Source organism: Rhodococcus jostii RHA1, assembly GCF_000014565.1.
Classification (GTDB): Bacteria; Actinomycetota; Actinomycetes; order Mycobacteriales; family Mycobacteriaceae; genus Rhodococcus_F; species Rhodococcus_F jostii_A.
This window is the reverse complement of sequence record NC_008268.1, coordinates 2,396,773-2,417,108: the sequence shown is the minus strand read 5'-3', so window position 1 is coordinate 2,417,108 and position 20,336 is coordinate 2,396,773. Positions and strand designations below refer to the sequence as shown.

Below are 20,336 nucleotides of genomic sequence, written 5' to 3'. Positions count from 1 at the left end.
TCTGTGAGGCGCTCCCTTCTTCCCCCTACCGTCCTGGTGGGGGGAAGAAGGGAGCGCAGATGGTATCGGCCGAGTCGATCGTGTACATCGTCGACGAGATGGTGGTCGAGCCCGGGCGGGCTCGCGCGTTTCTCGCCGACTACCTGGAGCGCTATGTGCCCGGCGCGATTGCGCGTGGCTTGACGCTCGATCGCGTGCTCGTCTCGCCGCCGGTGTGGCTGGAGGACCAGTCGAACACCCTGACCGTCAGCTGGACTCTGCGGGGCGTTCGCGCATGGTGGCAGCAAAGCCTCCTCGCACGCCACGATGCGGAGGTGCTTCGCTGGTGGGCCGACGCCGACGAGTTTCTCACCACCCGGCGACGCACCGTCTCCTGCTCGCCCGCGGACGTGGAGGCGATGACCGATGTTTAAGGTGACCGCACTCGTTCACCTCGTCCCCGACGCGGATGCCTCCACCGGTACGGCGTTGGCCGGCAGGCTGCGCGAGGTCGCTGCGCCCACGGCCCGGCGCGTTCTCGTGACTCCGACCCTGCCCGGCGGAATCGACGGGGGCGACGTGATCGCGCATTTTCACTTCGACGACGAATCCCACTGGCGTGCTGTCGAACCAGGTATCACCGCACAGCTACGCATCCCCGAGATCAGGCACATCGACAGCGTCGGCTACGCGGGCGTGCCCACTCCCGGCCCAAGGCATTTCGAACCGACCGTCTACCGGACGCTGTTTGTCGCCGTGGACGATTCGGTCGACCCGGCGGTGGTGGAGCGCTTCGAATCCGAGACGCGGGCGATGCCGAACCATATCCGCACGATCGGGACCTCACAGCTGAGCCGGGTGCGCGAATCGTCCGGTTCCGCGCGGTGGACCCACGTGTGGGAGCAGGAGTACGCGAACCTGGACGGGCTGCTCGGGCCGTATATGACACACCCGTATCACTGGGCGCACATAGATCGGTGGTTCGATCCCGAACGCGGGCCGCGGATCGTCACTCGGCTGTGCCACAGCTTCTGTGCGATCGACGGCGCGATTATCGCGGTTGCGGCACCTGCCACTCCCCGCTGAACGCAGGGGGACGCTTCTCGATGAATGCGCGGAGCGCGGCCGGAGCGTCGGTGGCAAAGTTGACCGCTTGCGAACGCGCCTCGTTCTCGAGTGCCTCCCGCAACGACGACGTCGTGCTGTCCTCGATCAGTCGCGTCGACTGCATGACGGCCACCGTCGGCGCGGCCGCGAGACGGGTGGCGAACCGGGCGACCGTGGCGTCCAATTCGTCCGGCTCGACGAGCTCGCTGACCAGTCCCAGCGCATCCGCCTGCTCGGCGTCGATCATCTCGGCGAGCATGACCAGACGTTTCGCGCGGTGCAGTCCCACCATGCGCGGCAGGAGCCACGAGCCGCCGAAATCCACCGACAGGCCACGCTTGGCGAAGATCTGACTGAACTGCGCGTCGCGCGAGGCGATGAGCAGGTCGCACAGCAACGCCAGGTTCCAGCCGGCTCCCACGGCGTAGCCGCGAACCTTCGCGATCAGCGGCTTGGGGAACTCGTCGACTGCCAGCGCCGTCGCGTTGATCTGGCGCATGCGGTTCAGCGGGTGCATGGGTGTGCGCTTGTCGAGATCAGCGCCGGTACAGAAGTCGTCGCCCGCTCCGGTGAGAACCACGACCCGGGTGGCGTCGTCGAGGGCGAGTTCGCCGAGCGCCTCGCGCAAGGCGATCCACGAGTCGACGGTCATGGCATTGCGTCGCGTGGGCCGGTTCAGGGTGATCGTCGCGACCGCGCCGTCCCGGCTGATCCGAACGTCGTGTTCAGCGGATTCGGTGTCTGTGGTCGAGTTGACGGTCTCGATGCTCATACGCGGCTCCCGATGTCGGCGCGGCTCTCGGCGGCGCCCGGGTGGCCGGCGCCGTGCCGCTCCGCCAGTCGATCACCGGAGACGTCCCGCCACAAAGTCGTTCTGGGACACGCAGGATGAGGCGAAACCTATGAGCTGTGTTCAGGTCTGCGAGGTGTGCGCCTGCACGAGTTCGACGAACGCGTGCCCGACGGGGGAGAGCATGTCCGGATCGAATGCGATCCCGAAGGTGCGGGCAATCGTCGGCTCCGCGCGGCGGACCACCGCACGGTCCTGGGCCGCCTCCGCGATCGACCGTTCCAGCAGGGTTCCGCCTATTCCCGCGAGTACCAGGGGAAGTCGCGCCTCGCGGTGATCGGACAGCGCCGCGAGAGTGGGGCTTGCCCCGGCGTGACGGATCGATTCCTCGATCTCGTTGGCGACGGAGTGGCCGCGGGGGACGAAGACCATCGGGATGTCGGGGAGCGCGGCGAGCGGAACGGGACCTTCCGGCAGGTCGGTGCCCGGGGGGTACACGAGCCAGTACTCCTGTTCGCCGAGTTCGACGACGTCCAGGCGGGCGTCGTCGAGCGGCAGGTGCGCCACCACGAATTCGCAGTGGCCGTCCTCTATCAGCGATCCGGCCTGCGCCTCGTCTTTCAATTCACCCAACCGGACCATCACATTCGGGTGGGTCCGCCGGAATTCGGTGACCAGGCCGACGAGGGGCCCGATCGCCAACGCCGGAAACGCCATGATGTCCAGTCGGCCGGCGAGTGCCCCGTCGGAGGTCGCGAGGAGGTCCTCGACGGCGGTGACGTCGCGCAGGATCTGCCTGCTCGGCCCGACCATGCTGCGCCCTGCGGCGCTGAGCACCATGCCCCGGCCGATGCGGTGGAACAGCTGCACACCCAGTTCCCGCTCGAGCCCGCGCAATGCCTGCGAGATGGTGGGCTGTGCGACGCCGAGCGACGCGGCGGCCCCGTTGATGCCTTCGTGTTCCACGACGGCGAGAAAGTACTCGACCTGACGCAACTCCATGTGCTCAGTTCCTCACTCGGGTGCCGGTGTTCGGGTGGCCTGTGCGATCGCGACGAACGCCGAGGCCGCCGGTGATCCCGGCCCGGACCGCTGGACGAGACCGACGGGGCGGGTCAGCTTCGGCGTCATCGACCGGATCGAGACCCCGCGCAACTGTTCCTCGGCGACGAGGCGGGGGAGGACGGTGGCCCCCGCGCCGCGCATCACCAGCTCCCACGTGGCGCCCGGGTGCGTGCAGTCGATGACGACGTTCGCGGGCTCGCCGACGAGGTCGGTGATCAGCGCCGCGTCGCTCTTGTCCCCGAGATCCTGAACGAGCGGAATGTCGCGGACGGCCGAGCGGGGCACCGGATCGGGGAGGGTCTCGGCGAGTGCATCGGGCAGGGCGAGTACCAGCTCCTGGTCGCCGATGGGGACCGAGCGCAGCGCGCTGTGGTCGACGGACAGGTCGATCACCCCGAGTTCGGCCTCGCCGCGGCGCAGGGCGCCGAGGACGCCGGTGGGGCCGTCGGCGTCGATGATGCGGACCGTCACGCGGGGGTACTGCTCCCGGAACCGGCGCACCAGGTCGACGATCGGATCGATCGAGAACGCCGCGTACGTGACGACGTCGACACGGCCGGACACGAGTTCGCGCACGGCGGCGACCTTGGCCTTGGCCCGCTCGACGTCGGCGAGGATTCGGCGGGCGGCGACGTCGAGGGTGCGGCCGTCCTCGGTCAGCTCGAGACGCCGCCCGGTGCGGTCGAACAGGGTGACACCGAGGCGGCGTTCGAGTGTGCGGATCGCCTGCGAAAGCGACGGTTGCGAGATGTAGAGGGACTGCGCGGCCCTGGTGATCCCGCCGTGATCGACTACCGCGACGAAGTAGGTGACGAGATGCAGGTCCACGCGGTCATCGTACGGAAGCCGTGATGCGGGCTGTGCCGATCATGCGACTAGCGGCCACGCCATACCGGCGGGCGCTTCTCCGCGAAGGCGCGCGCACCCTCCTGGGCGTCCTCCGAAGCGAACACCGGATCGAGGAAGCGGCGTTGCCCGGTGAACGCGTCGGGGTCGGTGTAGTTGGCGGACATCGCGACGACCTGCTTGGTGGCGCGCACCGCGAGGGGACCGTTGGCGGCGACCCGTGCCGCCAGTTCACGGGCGGTGTCGAGGGCCTGCCCGGGTTCGGTGAGCCGGTTGACGAGTCCGTGCGCGTGCGCCACCTCGGCGGTGAGGGGGTCGCCGGTGATCGCCATCTCCATCGCGATCGGGTACGGCAGCACCTTCGGCAGTCGCAGCAGGCCACCTGCGGCGGCGGCGAGCCCCCGCTTGACCTCGGGGATGCCGAACTTGGCGTCGCGGGCGGCGACGATCAGATCGGCCGACAGCGCCAATTCGCAGCCGCCGGCCAGGGCCCAGCCCTCGACCGCGGCGATCAGCGGCTTCGTCGGCGGGGCCTCCGTGATCCCGCCGAAGCCGCGGCCGGGCAGCGACGGCCGCTCCCCGCGGGTGAACGCCTTCAGATCCATCCCCGCACAGAACGTTCCCCCGGCGCCGGTGAGGATCGCGATCGTCAGGTCGGGCCGCGCCTCGAACTCGTCGATCGCGGCGGCGAGTGCCTTGGCGACCTCGAGGTCGACGGCGTTCTTCGCCTCCGGCCGGTTCAGGGTGATGACGGCGACGCCGTCGGAGAACTCGGTGAGAACCACGCTCATGGGGTGTCTTCCTTACGGTGTCGGGGTCCAGCGTTCGGGGTGCCCGCCGAGTGAGCGGATGCTCCCGCGGTCGGCCAGAACGAGCAGGTGGGCATGGGTTTCGCGGACCGCGAGGCGGAGCAGGCGGTCGGACATGGATTCGAACGGCCGCGACCACGAGATGTGTTGCGAGATCTCCCACGCCGTCGATTCGGGGTGCACGCCCAGGGCGTCGACGATTTCGGCGAAGCGTTCCTCGTGATGACCCATCAGTTGCCGGGCGCGGTCGGCGATGCCCCGGAAGCGGTACTCGTGGGCCGGCAGCACCTCGCCGTCGGGCATGGCGGTGGTGGCGTGCAGCGACAGCAGGTAGCGGTGCAGCGGGTTCTCCAGTTCGCCGGGGACCGTGGAGATGTTGGGACTGATGCGGGGCAGCATGTGGTCGCCGCTGAACATCAGCCCGTGGGTGTCGTCGACGAAGGTCAGATGACCGGGAGTGTGCCCCGGGGTCCAGACCGCCCGCAGATCCCAGCCCGGCAGGTCGAGCGGAGTGCCGTCACCGAGCACGACGTCCATGGACTCGCCCGCTCCCAGGCGAACGAGGTCGACGCGGGCGGCCGCGAGGATGTCGGTGGGGGCCCCGAGTTGGGCGAGCTGGGTGTTCCACAGTTGTTCGTCGCCGGCGGCGTCCTCCGGCGAATGGTGGCCGAGCAGTGCGGCATCCGCGCCGTGCATCGCGAGCGCGGCCCCGCTGACCTCCCGCAGCCGCGGCGCGAGACCGAAGTGGTCGGGATGGAGATGGGTGACGGCGGCGTACCGGACGTCGGTCACGTGGTGCCCGGTCTCGGCGATACCGTCGACGAGGGCCCGCCAGGATTCCTCGGAATCCCAGCCGACGTCGATCAGGGCGAGACCGTCGGGCAGCGCGAGCGCGTAGATCAGGACGTAGCGCAACGGGTTTCGCGGCATCGGAACCGGGATCGACCACAATCCCGGTCGTACCTGTTCGACCGGTGGCAGGACGCCGCGGGCCCAGGCCTCGCGCTGGACGGTACCGACGTCTTCGGTGACGATCACGACGGCAGCTCCGTGGCGCGGAGTCCTTCGCGCAGGGTGCGTTTGAGGATCTTGCCGCTCGCTCCGCGCGGAAGTTCGGCGACGTAGACGATCTCCCGCGGCTTCTTGTACGACGCGAGCCGGGCGGCGGTGAACGCGATCAGGTCCCGCTCGTCCGGTGGATCCGCCGGATCGACGGGCCGGACGACCGCCGTCACGGACTCACCCCACGTCCGGTGCGGCACGCCGACCACTGCCACCTCGGCGACCGCCGGATGCTCGGCGAGCACCGATTCGACTTCGATGGGGTACACGTTCTCGCCTCCCGTGATGATCATGTCCTTCACCCGGTCGGTGACGAACAGGTAGCCCTCCTCGTCGATGTGCCCGGCGTCGCCGGTGCGCAGGAAACCGTCGTGGGTGAGCAGTTGCGCGGTCTCGTCGGGCCGCCGCCAGTAGCCCGCGACGTTGTTGCGTGAGCGGCACACGATCTCCCCGGATTCGCCCACCGGGAGCCGGGCGCCGGTGACCACGTCCCGGATCTCGATCTCCACACCGGGCATGGGTTTGCCGGCGGAGCGCAGCAGGTGCGCGCGTTGCCCGGACGGGTCGTGGTCCTCGACGGCGAGGGCGGTGACCGAGCCCGTCGTCTCCGTCATTCCGTAGCGCTGCACGAATCCACAGCCGAGGCGATCGATCGCTCGCCGGAGCAGAGTGATGGTGATCGGCGCCGACCCGTAGGCCACCAGTTCGAGGCTCGACACGTCGTAGCGGTCGAGGTCGGGCACGTCGAGGAGCATCTGAATGGTCGACGGAACCAGGAAGGCGTGGGTGATCCGGTGCCGTTCGACGAGTGCGGCGACCTGCCGGGCGTCGAACGCGCCGAGCAGCACCACGTGGACGCCGGCCGACAAACATGTGCTCAACCAGCCGGCACCCGCGATGTGGAACAGAGGCATGGCGTCGAGTGCCACCGAGCCGGGCTTCCAGCGATAGATCAGCAGGCCCTCCGGCTCGTTGTGCAGGTTGCGATGCGTCGCGACCACGCCCTTCGGGAAGCCCGTCGTGCCCGATGTGTAGAGCTGCAGCACCTCGGCGTCGGGGTCGTCCCCGAGACCCGGATCGGTGGCGGTGCCCGACATGACCAGCCGGTCCCACGTCCAGGTGCCGGGCCGAAGAACGTCGCTGTCGGCGGCGTCGACGATCACCACGACCACACTCGGGAGCGCGTCGCGAACGGCGTCCGCGGCGGCAGCGAATTCGGATTCGACGATGAGCACCTGGAGCTGGGCATCGACCGCGATCGCGGCGGCCTCGGTGGCCGGGAGTCGCCAGTTGAGCGGGACGAACACCAGCCCCGACTTGGCGGCGGCCACGAACGTCTCGACCCCCTCGGTGCGCATCCGCAGCAGTGCCCCGACCCGGCCGTCGCCGGATGTCAACGCCGCCAGCGCGGTTGCGATCCGATTGGTCCGCCAGTCGAGCTCCGCGTACGTCACCGTGGTGTCACCACACGTGACCGCCGGTGCTCCGGGCCGTTCTGCGGCATGGTGCCGCACGCGCTGGGGAAGATGCAGACCGCTCACATCACGCTCCTCGATGACTCGTCGACGCCGCCGGGGAACCGGGTGACGCGTGCTGCCAGTCGACCACCTGTGTGAGGCCGGAAACAAAGTCACAGAGCCGAACGGACAGTGAGGAATCGCCTATGGATGCCGGGCCGAGCGGCCTCTCGGCGTTTGTAGACTGGCGTGATGGCCGCCACCCCCGCCCTGAACCCCGAGGATGTTCAGCGTGCTGCGGCGGCACTGCACACTCCCGACATCGACGGGTGGGCCAATCGGTTCGAACTGCTGTCCGACGGCAACCGCCTCCGACTGCTGCTGTGCCTGCACCACGCCCCCGACATCTGCGTCGGCGACCTGGCGGCAGCACTCGACATGACCGGCACCGCCGTCTCGCACGCGCTGCGACTGCTCCGCAACCAGGGGTGGGTGTCGGCGACGCGGGACGGTCGCTCGATGCGGTACCGGCTCACCGACGACACCGTGCACGAACTGCTGCACACGATCGGGGCCACGCACTATCACAATCACACGGGTGCCGAAGAGGAAAGGTGAATCCCGACATGGAGAACGACCCCGGACTGCTGCCGCTCGACGGCATCACCGTCGTGGCACTCGAGCAGGCCGTGGCCGCTCCGCTCGCCACCCGCCATCTCGCGGACATGGGTGCGCGGGTCATCAAGATCGAGCGCGTCGGAGAGGGAGACTTCGCCCGCAACTACGACGACGCGGTGTTCGGGCAGGCCTCGCATTTCGTGTGGCTGAACCGGTCGAAGGAGTCGCTCGGCGTCGACCTGAAGTCCGAGGTGGGTCGGGACACCGTCGCGAAGCTGATCGCGAAGGCCGACGTCTTCATCCAGAATCTCGCCCCCGACGCCGCCGACCGTCTGGGGTTCGGCGCCGACGAGTTGCGCGCCGACCACGAAGAACTGATCGTCGTGAACATGTCGGGCTACGGATCGGCGGGGCCGCGGCGCGAACGCAAGGCGTACGACATGCTGGTCCAGGCCGAAACGGGGATGATCTCGGTGACCGGCACCCCCGACACCGCAACCAAGACGGGTGTTCCGGTCTCCGACATCGCGGCGGGAATGTACGCGATGACGTCAGTCCTCGGAGCCCTGTTCCGACGGTCACGAACCGGGGTGGGGGCGCGGATCGACGTGTCGATGTTCGACGCGACCGCCGAGTGGCTGGGCCACCCGATGTACATGAAGATGTACGGCGACAAGCAGATCCCGCGCGTCGGGCTCGGTCATGCGGCGATCGTCCCGTACGACTCGTACCCCACCCTCGACGGGCAGATCCTCATCGGTGTCCAGAACGACCGCGGGTGGCGGCAACTGGTGACCGACGTGTTCAAACGACCCGAACTCGCCGACCATCCCCGGTTCGCGACCAACATGCTGCGCGTGCAGCACCGCGCCGAGGTGGACGCCCTCGTCGCCGAGGAGACTCAACGCTTCACGAGCGCGGCTCTCGACCAGGCGCTCGCGGACTCCGGGATCCCGGCGGCGGAGCTCAACGACATGGGCGGGCTGATCGAGCATCCGCAGCTGGATCAGCGCGACCGCTGGCGTGACATCGGCACCGAGGGCGGGCCGATCAGGGCGATGCTGCCCCCGATGACGTTCTCCGACGTGGAGATGCGGATGGGCGACGTGCCCGCGCTCGGCGCGCACACCGATCGGATCCTCGGTGAACTGGGCTGGTCGGCCGAAGATATCGCGACGATGCGCGACCAGGGCGTCGTCGGCTGACGACGCGCCGCAGCCCCGGCCCGAGTGAGGCCGGGGCTGCAGCTCGCTCTTCGCTCAGGGTGTGGCGAAGAACTGCTCTACGGCCGGCTGTGCGTTGGGATTACCCACACCGATGCCGATGACGGCGCCGGCGATGGTGCCGACCACTGCGCCGACGATGCAGCCGGCAATGAAGTTCGGGAAGATCGACACGCACCCGATGGCCATGCCCACGTTGGAACCGATCGCCATGCCCTGCAGGCCCGCGTTGTTCCAGCCGGTATTGATCTCGTTGGTCATCTTGTCGAAGGCGTCCTGCTTCACTTCGTTCTCCGGGAAGAACTGTTCGGCCACCTGGCTGCTGCTGCCGTCGGCTGCCGGGGTCATCAGCGGCTGCGACCAGTCGATTCCCTGAGGTGCGGGATCGGCATACGCAGTGCCCGCCCCGACGGCCATCGCGGAGACGACGAATATGGACAATGCCAGAGTTTTCAAGAGTTTCATGGAAATTCCCACCATGTCGTAGGACGAACACGGCCCCCACCTGAGTGCACCGAACATCGTTGTGCGTGGACCATATTCGCTGGAAAACCGGAACGGCTACATGCATATGTGGGTGCGCGGTGATGCTCCCCGTGTGCGAACTAACCCATAGCCCTCCCGAAATCGTCTTCGGAGTCGGACGGAAAGCCCCGCTACGGGGTTCCGAGGAATTCGTAAACCGCTGGTGGCGCAGCGGGGTTCGCGTTGCTGATACCCGTGACGGCGCCGATCGCTGCGCCCACCGCGGCACCGGGGAGGCACCCGCCGAGGATGAGGAAGATGCACCCGACGACGAATCCGATACCTGCGCCGATCGCGGTCGCGGTCCCGCCGCCGTTGTCCCAGCCGATCTGCAGCTGCTCGACCATGTTGTTGTACGCCGAATCCTTGTCGACCGGGGTGAGGGCCAGTGTTCCCGCGACAGGGGTCGTCGTGGGTGTCAGGTTCAGGAACCGGCCGGCGTCGGTGATGAGCGGATCGATCGCGAACTGCACACCGGCGATCGAATAGCGCAGGGGGATCGTGCCCACCGGGGTACCCGAATCGTTGACGATGTCGACGGCGGCGGCCGTCCGCGACAGGGTGAAGTGCCCGGCGTCGAGTGCCGTGCCGACCGATCGGCCGTCGGCGCTCAGGCTGGTGTGCGAGATGACGGCCTGGTCGGCGGGAGTGGGGGCGGCATACGCGGTACCCATTCCGACACACAGGGTGGCGATCAGCAGCGCTGCCGGTGCTGTCACTCTATGCAGTTTCATGGTGTTTCCCATGCGTAGTAGCGGATGACAAACGACAAATCTGGTTCGACCTGGCGCTTCACAGTTGCCCCGACCGGCGAAAGCGTCCGTAACCTGCCTACTGCAGACATCTTCCCCCTTCGGATGCCCCAGTTTTCGGCCTTTCCGCAAAATACGTGCGTATCGGGGTGCCGGTGCAGGGATTACACCGTGAGCCGGTAGAACCGGAAGAACGCGAAATCCTCGATCGGCAGCACGTCCATGGTGCCGAAACCGGCCGCCTCGGCGTAACCGCGCAATGTGCTCGGGCGCATGACCGTTCCGGTGCCCGCGCTGGGTGTGTGGTTCATGCCGTCCGGAAGGCACACGGTGAGACTGAATCCGTACATCAGCCGCTCGACGTCGCTGCCCGGCGCGGAGAACTCGTCGTCCACCGCCTCGTCCATCACGATCATCGCGCCTCCGGGAACCAGTGCCATGCGGACCGCGGACAGCACGTCGACGGGCGCGGGCATGTCGTGGATGCACTCGAACGCGAACGCCGCGGTGTAGCTGCTCTCGGGGATCCCGGCCGCATCCGATTCGGTGATCGTGATCCGATCGGCGACATCCGGCCGCTCGCGCACATTGGACCTCGCGAGTTCGACGGTCGCGGTGTCGATGTCGTAGCCGTGGAGCCGGGCGTCCGGGTAGGCACGCGCGAGTGCGATCGTGGACCAGGCGCCACCGCATCCGACGTCGGCGATGGTGGCACCGGGCGTCCGGAGCAGTGCGTCCACCTCGGGAACCGATGCCAGCGCACCGGGAAGAACCTGCTCGTACCACGGCCGATTCATGTCGGCTTGCGACTCACGGGCATCCGCGCCGTACTGTGCCCAACCCACACCGCCGCCCGTGCGGTACGCCTCCAGCAATGCGGGCATCTGCGTGGTCGCGGCGACGAAGATCCGCGCCAGCGGTGCAAGATAGTTGAGACTCTGCTCGTCGGTGAGCACTTCGGCGGCGCCGGCCGGAAGCGTGAACGTCGGTGGCTCCGAATCGTCGAGGGTGAGAAGTCCCGACACGGCCTGCTGTTCGAGCCATTCCCGCGCGTACCGCGGATGGGTGGAGGTGCGTTCCGCCAGTTGGTCCGCGGTCGCCGGACCGTCCGACGCGAGACTGCGGTACCAGCCGAGACGGTCGCCCAGATGGACGGCGAGGAGGTCGATCGCCCCGAGCGATGCGTCGAAAATGCGCTGGGACACGGCCCCGGCGTCGGCTTCGGGTATGGACATCGCTGACCTCCGGTGGGAGTGCGGGCGAAGCTTCGTCTCCCCATCGTGGGCTACCCGATCGGCGGTGTCACGGATCGTTCGCCGGGCGAATGAGGGTCGGTCGCGGGAAGCCGGAAACCCCAGGGCAACTCGAGACGATGCTCGGCGAGCAGCGCGGGGTCGCCCAGCAGTTGCAGGACCGGACCGTCCGCCACCAGGTGTCCCTCGTCGAGGATCACCGCGCGCGTGCACAACTGGGCGGCATACGGCAGGTCGTGCGTGACGAGCAGGTGCGTGGTGTCGATACCCAGGAGGACGTCGGCAAGTTCGCGTCGGGCGACGGGGTCGAGATTGCTCGACGGCTCGTCCAGTACGAGGACGTCCGGGGCGCACGCGAGGACCGTCGCCAGCGCGACGCGGCGACGCTGACCCACCGACAGGTGCGCGGGATTGCGATCCGAATGGGCCGTCATGTCCACGGCCGCCAGCGCGTCGTGCACCCGCTCGTCGAGCGCGGTCCCGGTGACCCCGAAATTGACCGGACCGAACGCGACGTCCTGCGCGACGGTCGGCATGAACAACTGGTCGTCGGGGTCCTGGAAGACGATGCCGACGCGGCGCCGGACCTCCCGCACCGTGTTCCGGGACGCCCCCCGCGACAGCTCCAGCCCGCCCACGGTGACACTGCCCTCGGTGGCCGTCAGAATGCCGTTGAGGTGCAACATCAGTGTGGTCTTCCCCGCCCCGTTCGGACCGAGGACGGCCACCCGCTCGCCGGCCTCCACCGTGAGGTCGATCCGGTGCAGCGCGGCCCTGCCGTCCGGGTACGCGAACGAGACGCCGTCGAGATGCACGGCCGCGGTCATCGGAGCACCCACGCCGTGACACAGATCCCCACCGCGCACACGGCGGGCACCAGCCCCGCCCGCCACATCGCAGCGGTCGCCGGGGGCGCGCCGATCGTGGGAACGGAACCCGTGAATCCCCGCGACAGCATGGCCAGGTGGACGCGCTCGCCGCGCTCGTAGGACCGCACGAACAAGCCCCCGACGCCCCGGGCGGTGGCACCGATCTGCCGGAACGTCCGGGGGTCGTCGCCGCGGGCGAGCCGGGCGGTGCGCATCCGCTCGGCCTCGGCGGTCAGTAGGTCGAGGTAGCGCAGCATCAGCACCAGGATCGTGGTGAGCATCGCGGGCACGCGCAGCCGCGCCAGACCCAACGGCAGGTCCCGGGCCGGCGTCGTCGCGGCGAGTGTCAGGGAGATCAGGACGCCGAGCGTGCCCTTCGCGAGAATGCCCCAGGCGGCGTAGAGGCCCGCGACCGACAGCGACAGTCCGAGGACGGTGACGCGCCCACCGCCCTCGGCGAACGGCAGGAGCAGCGCGAGCGTCACGAACGGCAACTCGATCAGCATCCGCGGCCCGATCCACGTGAGCGCAATGCCGGCGATCCGCCAGATCACGATCAGGACCGCGAGATGCCCGGCGAACGCCCAGAACGCCTCGCGGGGTGTCGCGACCACCGCGAAGACGAAGACGACGGCGCAGACGATCCCGACCTCGGCCGGCAGCCGGTGCACGGGGGACGTGCCGTCGAGGTAGAGCGGATGGGCGTGGCCGGCTCCCACGGTCAGGGGCTCGTTCGGTTCCGGCGCACGCGGGCGAGCAGCCAGAACAGGCCACCCGCGACGACGAACGTGGCGGTCGCGCCGATCACGCCCGCGACCCCGGTGAGATGCGACCGGCCGCCCACCGTGTAGTCGGCGAGCGGCGAGTCCGACAACGGATGGGCGGATGCGTTCTGGGCGATGCAGTCACCCACGAGCGTCTCCCCGGTATCGGTTTCCACGGTCTCGCACCCGCGCGTGGTCGCGGCATCCAGACCGTCCGGACTCGAGCTGGCGAGGTACGAGACCGCGCCGGCGACGAGCAACGCCACCAGCGCGAACCCGAGGAGGAATCGGCGCAGCGAGACCGGCGACGACGTGCTCATGCCCGCACCTCGACTCGGCGGGGCGCCGTCCGCAGCAGGTACACGAGGTCGGGGCGCGCCTTCGCGACGGCCGTCACCGTGACGGCGGTGATGAGGCCTTCGCCGATGCCGATCAGCACGTGCGCCCCGAGGATGTAGGCCGCCACCGCGCCCAGCGACGTCGAATCTCCGGACGTCGCATGACCGCCGATCGCGTATTCGAGGACGAAGCCCATCGACGCCGCCACCGTTCCGCACAGTGCCGCGGCGAACGCGAGCCCACCGAGGATCCGGAAGTGCAGTCGCTGCTGTCGCATCACGAGCGGGCGCAGGGCGACCGCGACGCCGTAGCCGACGACCACCCCGATGATCGCCATGTTGGTGATGTTCGCTCCGAGCGCCGTCAGCCCACCGTCGGCGAACAGCAGGGCCTGCACGATCAGCACGATCGAGACGCAGAGCATGCCGGTGTAGGGGCCGACGAGGATGGCGGCGAGCGCGCCGCCGAGGAGGTGCCCGCTCACACCGGGAAGGATCGGGAAGTTGACCATCTGGACCGCGAAGATGAAGGCCGCCACGAGACCGGCCATCGGGGCGGTGCGTTCGTCGAGTTCCGAGCGCGCACGCCACGCGGCGATCGACAGTCCCGCCACCGCCACCACGACGAACAGCAGGGAGGTCGGCGCATTGATCAGGCCGTCGCTCATGTGCATTGCCACGGGTTCCACGGCGTCTCCTCCGGCCGGCAGCTGATCCTTCGAAGTCTAGTTTCTCGTATGAACACTTGAACAGGTGTTCATGGGTACCGGTAGACGCGCTCGGGGGTCTCCGCGGATCCCGGGTCAGTGCCAGGTGTGGTCGACGAGTGCCGTGCGGGGCCCGAACTTGGGTTTGACGGCCTGTCCGCTCACCACCAGCAGGCGTACCGCGCGATGGCGGTGCGGCTGCAGCGGAGCCAGGTACTCCACCATCTCGGCGTCGTCGAGGGGCTTGCCGAGCAGCGACCACCCCACCATCGCGGCGAGGTGATAGTCACCGACCGACAGGGCGTCGGGGTCGCCGAGCGCACGCTGCGACACCTCGGCGGCCGTCCAGATCCCGACGCCGGGGACGGACATCAGCCGGCGATTCGCTTCCTCGCGGGGGAGGTCGACGATCTTCTCGAGCCGGTCGGCGACCTGCGCGCAGCGGACGATCGTCCGGGACCGGTTGGGGTCGACGTTGGCCCGGTGGAACTCCCACGACGGAACCCGCCGCCACACATCCGCGGTCGGGGGCAGTCGCATCCCGTCCGGGGCGGGACCGGGCGCGGGTTCGCCGAACTTCCACACGAGCCGCCGCCACGACGCGAACGCGGCGAGGCCGTGCACACGCTGCTCGAGGATCGCGGGAACGAGGGCCTCCATCACCCGGTCGGTGCGGCCGAGGCGCAGGTGCGGGAATCGGCGGTGGGCCTCGACGAGGATCGGATGGTCGGGGGCGAAGTCCGCGCAGTCGTCGTGGTCGCCGACGAGGCGGCCCAGTCCGGCGGACAACTCGTGGGCGCCCGCACCCCACGCCTGACAGCGCACCGAGTGGCGGTCGACCTGGGTGAGGCGATACGTGACCGGGCCCGACTTCTGCACCGACGTCCGCCAGATCGAGCCGTCGGCCGTCCGGCGGTGGCAGGGGTCGCCCTTGCCGCGTTGCAGTGGCTGCAACGACATGGCGACGTCCAGGGGACGTCGCGCGGTCACGGTGGTCTCGACCACCTCCAGCGAAACCGTCATCGAATGCAGCGTATCCACTCCGAAGGCGACCGCTACCGGCGGATGTCGGAGCGCGCACGTAAAGTCCCAGCCATGATCATCGTGAGTACCGACGGATCCTGTCTCCGCAACCCCGGTGGGGCGATCGGCTGGGCATGGGTCAATCACGAGGGTCCCAGCCAATCGGGTGGCGAACCCTCCGGGACCAATCAGATCGCCGAGCTGCGGGCCTTGCTCGAAGCGATCACCGCGCATCCCGGGGAAGATCCGTTGCTGATCGAGTCCGATTCCCAGTACGCCATCAAGTGCGCGTCGGAGTGGCTGCCCGGTTGGAAGCGCAAGGGCTGGAAGACGGCGGGTGGTGCTCCCGTCAAGAACCTCACACTGGTGCAGTCCATCGACCGGGCCATCAGCGAACGGCCCGGGCCCGTGCGTTTCCGCTGGGTTCGCGGGCACGTCGGCAACCACTACAACGAGATGGCCGACGTCCTCGCCGGCGAGGCGGCCCGCGCCGTCGCGTCCGGTGCGCTCGCGCCGGCGCCGGTCTCTATCCCTGCCCCCGCGCCTGCACCGGCAGCCGTCGCGCCGTCCACCCCCGAAGCCGAGGACGCGTTCACGCTGTTCTGAGGCGGACCCTGTTCTGATCTGCCGGGGTTCTGCGTCCGGCACTGTGTCGAGGAGAAGACTGTTGTCCGAGGATCTGCGGGTGCAGGAGTTCTGGCGTGCGCTGGGGCTGCCCGGCATCATCGACGTCCACACCCACTTCATGCCCGCGAACGTGATGGAGAAGGTGTGGAGCTACTTCGACGCAGTCGGTCCCCTCACCGGACGTGAGTGGCCCATCCACTACCGGCACGAAGAGGATGTCCGCGTCGAACACCTCCGTGGGTTCGGGGTCAGGCGGTTCACGTCGATGATCTACCCGCACAAGCCGGAGATGGCCGCGTGGCTGAACCAGTGGTCGGTCGAGTTCGCCGAACAGACCCCCGACTGTCTGCGGACGTCGACGTTCTACCCGGAGGAGTCCGCGGCCACGTATGTCGCCGAGGCGGTCGAGTCGGGGACGCGCGTCTTCAAGTCACACATCCAGGTGGGCGACTACTCGCCGAACGATCCGCTCCTCGACCCCGTGTGGGGTGTACTGCAGGAGTCGGGTGTCCCGGTGGTCATTCATTGCGGGTCGGGGCCGGCGCCCGGCACCTACACGGGCCCCGGCCCGATCGCCGAGTTGCTGTCGCGGTACCCGAGGCTGCACCTGATCATCGCCCACATGGGTCTGCCGGAGTACCGGGAATTCCTGGACTTGGCCGACCGGTACGGCAACGTGTATCTCGACACGACGATGACGTTCACGGACTACACCGAAGCGGCCACACCGTTTCCGCGCGACCAGGTGTACCGGTTGGCGGATCTGCAGGAACGCATCGTGTTCGGCAGCGACTTCCCCAACATCCCGTATCCCTACCTCGACGCACTCGAGGGGCTCACCCGATTCGACCTCGGCGAGCCGTGGCTGCGAGCGGTGTGCCACGACAACGCGGCGCGGCTCTTCGCGATCGACTGACGACCGGGAGTGCCGCGTCGATCCGTTTCCGTGTCACCGTCATTACCGAGGTGGCGCGGCCTCGATCGCAGTGGCATAGACCTCGTCGACTTCGCTGTCGCTGCCGACGCTGAGATACGTACCGTGCCCGACGGTCTCGCCGGGAGCGCCGGCCGGTCGTAATCGCCGTCGTCGCTGAAGACCATGATGGCCGCGTCGCCTCGTCGCAATTCGGAATGCAGATCCAGCCGTTGTCGTCCGGGAATTCGAGGGTGGTCTCGAAACCGAACGCGCGCTCGAGCCAGCGCAGAGCGGCCGGGGCGTCACGGTAGGCGAAATAGGAGTGCAGGGCGGCCGGGCGGTTCTCTGTCGTGGTCATGCGGCGACGATACGAACTATCGCGGTCAGCCACGGTCCGCAATAACCGGCTTCCCGGAATGTCGGTCGGCGCGGATCCCGCTGACCGAGCTACCGTGCGCTAGAAAGGATTCCACCAATTGATGAAGGCGATGTACAGATTGGTCGGGAAGAAGAACTCCCAATCCAATCCCATGTACGGCAGGTCAGGCAGCATGCCGATCATGATCCCGTCCCGTTGTTCGTCAGCGCGGCCAACGGGTGCAGCAGGTTGGCGATCGGCGGTGGGAAAATGTCGATGTCCACCCAGTTCATGAGACTCTCCTCGGGTCGTCCCGACCTACCCGGCGTATCGGCCGCGGCGTGATCTGCGTTACCGCAGCGGCGGCGCGACAACAGTGTGCAGTGCGGACTGCCGCAGGCAGGAGAGTGCCCTCGGCAGGATTCGAACCTGCGACCTACCCTTTAGGAGAGGGTTGCTCTATCCCCTGAGCTACGAAGGCGCGGTGCACGCGCGGGGCGCACACCGAGGTGAGTGTAGCGGGAATGGTGGTGCGCTCGCGATGGGGAGGGCATGGTTGTCGCAGATGTTCTGGAAGTGACGACGGAACGGGAGACGCACATGTCCGAGATCGACTTGACCGACCTCGCTGCGCGGCACGACGGTTCGCTGAACTTGCACGGTTATCTGGCGAGGCCGTCCGGTGAGGGTCCGTGGCCGGGGGTGGTGATGGTGCACGAGGCGTTCGGCTTGGACGAGGTGATGCGCCGGCAGGCGGACAGGCTGGCGGCTGCGGGGTTTCTGACTTTGGCACCGGATCTGTTCAGTGCGGGCGGTGCGCGACGCTGTCTGGTGTCGACGATGCGGGCGATGCTCTCGGGGAAGGGCCGGGCGTATGGCGACATCGAGGCTGCCCGTCAGTGGTTGTCCGGCTCGTCGGACTGCACGGGGAAGATCGGTGTCATCGGATTCTGCATGGGCGGCGGGTTCGCCCTGATGACCCTGCGCACGGGGTTCGATGCGGCGGCACCGAACTACGGGGTCCTGCCGCGCGACCTCGACGCGGCCGTGGCGGGTGCGTGCCCGGTGGTCGCCAGTTACGGCGGCAAGGACTTCGCTCTGCGGAATGCGGCGGCCAAGTTGGAGTCGGCGCTGACGAAGGCTGGCGTGGCTCACGATGTGAAGGAGTACCCCACTGCCGGCCACGCGTTCTTGAACGACGAGGTGGCCGGACCGAAGGTGCTGCGCCCCCTGGTGAAGGTCGCGGGGATGGTGCCCGACCCGGAAGCCGCCGCCGACGCGTGGAAGAGGATCGACGGCTTCTTCGGGGAGCACCTGGGTTGATCAGTGGATGTACTGGCGGGCGCTCGACGAGGCGTGCCGGTAGTCGAGTCCGCATGCCCGGACAACCTGCCCGAGACTGAGGTAGCCCTCGACGCTCGTGGCCTTCGCGAATTTGCCGTCGGCCCGCACCGTGACCGTGACGCTGGACGCGACCGAATCGACCCGGGCGAGTTCGTACTCGTCGACGCCGTCGGCGGCCTGAGCCACGCAGGTGACTGCGCCCTGGGCGTACGCGATCTCGATCAGGTCCTCGATCATGTGCAGGCTCCTCGCCTCGAAGTAACGAACTGAGGTTAGCCTTGGCTACTCGACTTCTGTCAAGTCCCTCGATGCGGAATGCCGTCCTCGATCGTGGTTCGCGAGCGGTCCCGGCGTAACGTGACCCACGCTTTCGGACGGTGACAGCAAGGACTGAGAAGGGTTGCAGGTGTTCCATGGCTGACCGCACTTCCTCGACGGGCTCGATCGGATCGGAACCGGGTGATGGCTCAGGGACGGGACCGGCCGGTGAGCCGCATCTCTCCAGGCAGCTCGCCAACCGGCACATCCAGCTGATCGCGATCGGCGGAGCAATCGGCACGGGTCTCTTCATGGGATCCGGGAAGACGATCTCGCTGGCCGGACCGTCGGTGATCTTCGTCTACATGATCATCGGCTTCATGCTGTTCTTCGTGATGCGGGCGATGGGTGAGCTCCTGCTCTCCAACCTGCATTACAAGTCGTTCTCCGACTTCACCGCCGACCTGCTCGGCCCCTGGGCCGGGTTCTTCACCGGGTGGACGTACTGGTTCTGCTGGATCGTCACCGGCATCGCCGACATCATCGCGATCTCCGGTTACGTGCAGTACTGGTGGCCCGACCTCCAGCTGTGGATCCCGGCGCTGGTCGCCATCGCGGCGCTGCTGCTGCTGAACCTGCCGACCGTGCGGGCGTTCGGTGAGACCGAGTTCTGGTTCGCGCTGATCAAGATCATCGCCATCGTCAGCCTCATCGTCGTCGGACTCGTGATGGTGTTCACGCACTTCACGTCGCCCAACGGGTCCGAGGCCGGCTTCGACAACCTGTGGAACGACGGCGGCATGTTCCCGACCGGGGCGATGGGCTTCGTGGCTGGATTCCAGATTGCGGTCTTCGCGTTCGTCGGTATCGAGCTCGTCGGCACCACCGCGGCCGAGGCGAAGGACCCGGAGAAGAACCTGCCGAAGGCCATCAACTCCATCCCGATCCGCATCCTGCTGTTCTATGTGGTCTCGCTGATCGTGATCATCTCGGTCACGCCGTGGCGTGAGGTCGTGCCCGGCGAGAGCCCGTTCACCGCGATGTTCACTCTCGCCGGTCTGGGGATCGCGGCCGGAGTCATCCAGTTCGTGGTGCTGACGTCCGCGGCGTCCTCGGCGAACTCGGGAATCTATTCGACGTCCCGGATGGTCTACGGCCTCGCACAGGAGGGTGACGCGCCGGGTCGGCTCGGCAGGCTCTCCTCCCGCAAGGTCCCGGCCAATGCGCTGATGTTTTCGTGCGCCTTCCTGCTGTCGGCGATCGCGCTACTGTTCTCCGGCGACTCGGTCATCGAGGCGTTCACAACTGTGACGACGATCTCATCGGTGCTGTTCATGTTCGTGTGGACGATGATCCTGGCCAGCTACATCGTGTACCGGAAGCGGCGGCCCGAACTGCACGAGGCGTCGAAGTTCAAGATGCCCGGCGGTGTGGTGATGTGCTGGGTTGTCCTGGCGTTCTTCGTGTTCCTCATCTGGGCGTTGACCCAGGAGGCCGACACTCTCGAGGCTCTCCTCGTCACCCCGGTATGGTTCGTCGTGCTCGGGATCGCGTGGGCGGTGATCCGCAGGCGCGCCCCGCACCGCGCCCGCTACGCCGCATTCAAGGCCGAACTCGAGGACCGCTGAACATAAACGTTCGGTAAC

The 20,336-nt window shown here is 68.0% G+C and carries 23 protein-coding genes and 1 tRNA gene; 8 read left to right on the top strand and 16 right to left on the bottom strand.

The genetic code is table 11. From position 1 onward, the window contains the following. Positions 1 to 59: 59 nt before the first annotated feature. Both RHA1_RS11185 and RHA1_RS11180 read left to right on the top strand, forming a co-directional pair. Positions 60 to 413, top strand: coding sequence for a hypothetical protein (locus RHA1_RS11185; protein ID WP_011595072.1), 354 nt, complete (start codon positions 60 to 62; stop codon positions 411 to 413). Further along, a complete protein-coding gene (locus RHA1_RS11180) occupies positions 406 to 1,065 on the top strand; it encodes a Dabb family protein (RefSeq protein ID WP_011595071.1) in 660 nt (219 codons plus the stop codon). The genes RHA1_RS11185 and RHA1_RS11180 overlap by 8 nt, the downstream gene beginning before the upstream one ends. Here the strand turns inward: RHA1_RS11180 and RHA1_RS11175 are convergent. The 6 genes from RHA1_RS11175 to RHA1_RS11150 all read right to left on the bottom strand — a co-directional run bounded on the left by RHA1_RS11175 (position 1,031) and on the right by RHA1_RS11150 (position 7,199). After that, complete coding sequence (locus RHA1_RS11175; protein WP_011595070.1) at positions 1,031 to 1,858, bottom strand: enoyl-CoA hydratase/isomerase family protein; 828 nt, start codon at positions 1,856 to 1,858, stop codon at positions 1,031 to 1,033. The two genes, RHA1_RS11180 and RHA1_RS11175, sit on opposite strands and share 35 nt — an antisense overlap. Before the next feature lie 141 nt (positions 1,859 to 1,999). Next, positions 2,000 to 2,878 carry a LysR family transcriptional regulator gene (locus tag RHA1_RS11170; protein WP_011595069.1) on the bottom strand — a complete coding sequence of 293 codons (879 nt, stop codon included), beginning with the start codon at positions 2,876 to 2,878 and terminating at the stop codon, positions 2,000 to 2,002. Between the two features lie 12 nt (positions 2,879 to 2,890). Continuing rightward, positions 2,891 to 3,769: a LysR family transcriptional regulator gene (locus RHA1_RS11165; protein WP_009474955.1), complete on the bottom strand. Its 879-nt coding sequence runs from the start codon at positions 3,767 to 3,769 to the stop codon at positions 2,891 to 2,893. 47 nt (positions 3,770 to 3,816) lie between these two features. Then, complete coding sequence (locus RHA1_RS11160; RefSeq protein WP_011595068.1) at positions 3,817 to 4,578, bottom strand: crotonase/enoyl-CoA hydratase family protein; 762 nt, start codon at positions 4,576 to 4,578, stop codon at positions 3,817 to 3,819. Positions 4,579 to 4,590: 12 nt separating this feature from the next. Next, positions 4,591 to 5,634: an MBL fold metallo-hydrolase gene (locus tag RHA1_RS11155; protein WP_011595067.1), complete on the bottom strand. Its 1,044-nt coding sequence runs from the start codon at positions 5,632 to 5,634 to the stop codon at positions 4,591 to 4,593. Then, positions 5,631 to 7,199 (bottom strand): long-chain-fatty-acid--CoA ligase, encoded by a 1,569-nt coding sequence (locus RHA1_RS11150; RefSeq protein WP_011595066.1) that lies wholly within the window; start codon positions 7,197 to 7,199, stop codon positions 5,631 to 5,633. Before RHA1_RS11150 ends, RHA1_RS11155 begins: the two co-directional genes overlap by 4 nt. A 168-nt stretch (positions 7,200 to 7,367) precedes the next feature. Between RHA1_RS11150 and RHA1_RS11145 the strand changes: the two genes are divergently transcribed. Both RHA1_RS11145 and RHA1_RS11140 read left to right on the top strand, forming a co-directional pair. Next, positions 7,368 to 7,733: an ArsR/SmtB family transcription factor gene (locus tag RHA1_RS11145; protein WP_005251569.1), complete on the top strand. Its 366-nt coding sequence runs from the start codon at positions 7,368 to 7,370 to the stop codon at positions 7,731 to 7,733. An 8-nt stretch (positions 7,734 to 7,741) separates the two neighbouring features. Further along, positions 7,742 to 8,938 (top strand): CaiB/BaiF CoA transferase family protein, encoded by a 1,197-nt coding sequence (locus RHA1_RS11140; RefSeq protein ID WP_041812372.1) that lies wholly within the window; start codon positions 7,742 to 7,744, stop codon positions 8,936 to 8,938. A 54-nt stretch (positions 8,939 to 8,992) separates the two neighbouring features. Here the strand turns inward: RHA1_RS11140 and RHA1_RS11135 are convergent, their stop codons facing one another. From RHA1_RS11135 to RHA1_RS11100, 8 genes are all read right to left on the bottom strand, one after another. Beyond that, a complete protein-coding gene (locus RHA1_RS11135) occupies positions 8,993 to 9,421 on the bottom strand; it encodes a hypothetical protein (RefSeq protein WP_011595064.1) in 429 nt (142 codons plus the stop codon). A 191-nt stretch (positions 9,422 to 9,612) separates the two neighbouring features. Next, the gene (locus RHA1_RS11130; protein ID WP_009474949.1) at positions 9,613 to 10,215 is read right to left on the bottom strand and encodes a DUF8020 domain-containing protein; all 603 of its coding nucleotides are present in this window, start codon (positions 10,213 to 10,215) and stop codon (positions 9,613 to 9,615) included. Between the two features lie 182 nt (positions 10,216 to 10,397). Then, positions 10,398 to 11,468, bottom strand: coding sequence for a methyltransferase domain-containing protein (locus RHA1_RS11125; protein ID WP_011595063.1), 1,071 nt, complete (start codon positions 11,466 to 11,468; stop codon positions 10,398 to 10,400). Between the two features lie 50 nt (positions 11,469 to 11,518). After that, the gene (locus tag RHA1_RS11120) at positions 11,519 to 12,313 is read right to left on the bottom strand and encodes an energy-coupling factor ABC transporter ATP-binding protein (RefSeq protein WP_011595062.1); all 795 of its coding nucleotides are present in this window, start codon (positions 12,311 to 12,313) and stop codon (positions 11,519 to 11,521) included. Then, positions 12,310 to 13,074 carry a cobalt ECF transporter T component CbiQ gene (gene cbiQ / locus RHA1_RS11115; RefSeq protein WP_011595061.1) on the bottom strand — a complete coding sequence of 255 codons (765 nt, stop codon included), beginning with the start codon at positions 13,072 to 13,074 and terminating at the stop codon, positions 12,310 to 12,312. Before cbiQ ends, RHA1_RS11120 begins: the two co-directional genes overlap by 4 nt. A gap of 2 nt (positions 13,075 to 13,076) precedes the next feature. Further along, positions 13,077 to 13,439 carry a PDGLE domain-containing protein gene (locus RHA1_RS11110; protein ID WP_009474945.1) on the bottom strand — a complete coding sequence of 121 codons (363 nt, stop codon included), beginning with the start codon at positions 13,437 to 13,439 and terminating at the stop codon, positions 13,077 to 13,079. Beyond that, positions 13,436 to 14,131, bottom strand: a complete 696-nt coding sequence (locus RHA1_RS11105) for an energy-coupling factor ABC transporter permease (protein ID WP_037197029.1) — start codon at positions 14,129 to 14,131, stop codon at positions 13,436 to 13,438. The genes RHA1_RS11110 and RHA1_RS11105 overlap by 4 nt, the downstream gene beginning before the upstream one ends. Before the next feature lie 129 nt (positions 14,132 to 14,260). Further along, on the bottom strand, positions 14,261 to 15,187 hold the full coding sequence (locus tag RHA1_RS11100) for a DNA-3-methyladenine glycosylase family protein (protein WP_011595060.1): 927 nt from the start codon (positions 15,185 to 15,187) through the stop codon (positions 14,261 to 14,263). Between the two features lie 72 nt (positions 15,188 to 15,259). Here RHA1_RS11100 and RHA1_RS11095 point away from each other — a divergent pair, with 72 nt between their 5' ends. Beyond that, positions 15,260 to 15,793: a ribonuclease H family protein gene (locus RHA1_RS11095; protein WP_011595059.1), complete on the top strand. Its 534-nt coding sequence runs from the start codon at positions 15,260 to 15,262 to the stop codon at positions 15,791 to 15,793. Between the two features lie 61 nt (positions 15,794 to 15,854). Next, positions 15,855 to 16,730 carry an amidohydrolase family protein gene (locus tag RHA1_RS11090; protein WP_009474941.1) on the top strand — a complete coding sequence of 292 codons (876 nt, stop codon included), beginning with the start codon at positions 15,855 to 15,857 and terminating at the stop codon, positions 16,728 to 16,730. 766 nt (positions 16,731 to 17,496) lie between these two features. Here RHA1_RS11090 and RHA1_RS11085 read toward each other — a convergent pair. Further along, positions 17,497 to 17,569 (bottom strand) — tRNA-Arg (locus tag RHA1_RS11085). Between the two features lie 71 nt (positions 17,570 to 17,640). Between RHA1_RS11085 and RHA1_RS11080 the strand changes: the two genes are divergently transcribed. Continuing rightward, positions 17,641 to 18,411, top strand: a complete 771-nt coding sequence (locus RHA1_RS11080; RefSeq protein WP_011595057.1) for a dienelactone hydrolase family protein — start codon at positions 17,641 to 17,643, stop codon at positions 18,409 to 18,411. Here the strand turns inward: RHA1_RS11080 and RHA1_RS11075 are convergent, their stop codons facing one another. Then, positions 18,412 to 18,669, bottom strand: coding sequence for a hypothetical protein (locus tag RHA1_RS11075; protein ID WP_011595056.1), 258 nt, complete (start codon positions 18,667 to 18,669; stop codon positions 18,412 to 18,414). 176 nt (positions 18,670 to 18,845) lie between these two features. Between RHA1_RS11075 and cycA the strand changes: the two genes are divergently transcribed. Continuing rightward, positions 18,846 to 20,318, top strand: coding sequence for a D-serine/D-alanine/glycine transporter (cycA, locus tag RHA1_RS11070; RefSeq protein ID WP_011595055.1), 1,473 nt, complete (start codon positions 18,846 to 18,848; stop codon positions 20,316 to 20,318). The last annotated feature ends 18 nt before the right edge of the window (positions 20,319 to 20,336 follow it).

Excerpts from the sequence above, each read along its gene's own strand:
- RHA1_RS11185 (WP_011595072.1), top strand. The coding sequence starts at position 60 with ATGGTATCGGCCGAGTCGATCGTGTACATCGTCGACGAGATGGTGGTC.
- RHA1_RS11180 (WP_011595071.1), top strand. The coding sequence starts at position 406 with ATGTTTAAGGTGACCGCACTCGTTCACCTCGTCCCCGACGCGGATGCC.
- RHA1_RS11175 (WP_011595070.1), bottom strand. The coding sequence starts at position 1,858 with ATGAGCATCGAGACCGTCAACTCGACCACAGACACCGAATCCGCTGAA.
- RHA1_RS11170 (WP_011595069.1), bottom strand. The coding sequence starts at position 2,878 with ATGGAGTTGCGTCAGGTCGAGTACTTTCTCGCCGTCGTGGAACACGAA.
- RHA1_RS11160 (WP_011595068.1), bottom strand. The coding sequence starts at position 4,578 with ATGAGCGTGGTTCTCACCGAGTTCTCCGACGGCGTCGCCGTCATCACC.
- RHA1_RS11145 (WP_005251569.1), top strand. The coding sequence starts at position 7,368 with ATGGCCGCCACCCCCGCCCTGAACCCCGAGGATGTTCAGCGTGCTGCG.
- RHA1_RS11140 (WP_041812372.1), top strand. The coding sequence starts at position 7,742 with ATGGAGAACGACCCCGGACTGCTGCCGCTCGACGGCATCACCGTCGTG.
- RHA1_RS11135 (WP_011595064.1), bottom strand. The coding sequence starts at position 9,421 with ATGAAACTCTTGAAAACTCTGGCATTGTCCATATTCGTCGTCTCCGCG.
- RHA1_RS11130 (WP_009474949.1), bottom strand. The coding sequence starts at position 10,215 with ATGAAACTGCATAGAGTGACAGCACCGGCAGCGCTGCTGATCGCCACC.
- RHA1_RS11125 (WP_011595063.1), bottom strand. The coding sequence starts at position 11,468 with ATGTCCATACCCGAAGCCGACGCCGGGGCCGTGTCCCAGCGCATTTTC.
- RHA1_RS11120 (WP_011595062.1), bottom strand. The coding sequence starts at position 12,313 with ATGACCGCGGCCGTGCATCTCGACGGCGTCTCGTTCGCGTACCCGGAC.
- RHA1_RS11110 (WP_009474945.1), bottom strand. The coding sequence starts at position 13,439 with ATGAGCACGTCGTCGCCGGTCTCGCTGCGCCGATTCCTCCTCGGGTTC.
- RHA1_RS11105 (WP_037197029.1), bottom strand. The coding sequence starts at position 14,131 with ATGCACATGAGCGACGGCCTGATCAATGCGCCGACCTCCCTGCTGTTC.
- RHA1_RS11100 (WP_011595060.1), bottom strand. The coding sequence starts at position 15,187 with ATGACGGTTTCGCTGGAGGTGGTCGAGACCACCGTGACCGCGCGACGT.
- RHA1_RS11095 (WP_011595059.1), top strand. The coding sequence starts at position 15,260 with ATGATCATCGTGAGTACCGACGGATCCTGTCTCCGCAACCCCGGTGGG.
- RHA1_RS11080 (WP_011595057.1), top strand. The coding sequence starts at position 17,641 with ATGGTTGTCGCAGATGTTCTGGAAGTGACGACGGAACGGGAGACGCAC.
- RHA1_RS11075 (WP_011595056.1), bottom strand. The coding sequence starts at position 18,669 with ATGATCGAGGACCTGATCGAGATCGCGTACGCCCAGGGCGCAGTCACC.
- cycA (WP_011595055.1), top strand. The coding sequence starts at position 18,846 with ATGGCTGACCGCACTTCCTCGACGGGCTCGATCGGATCGGAACCGGGT.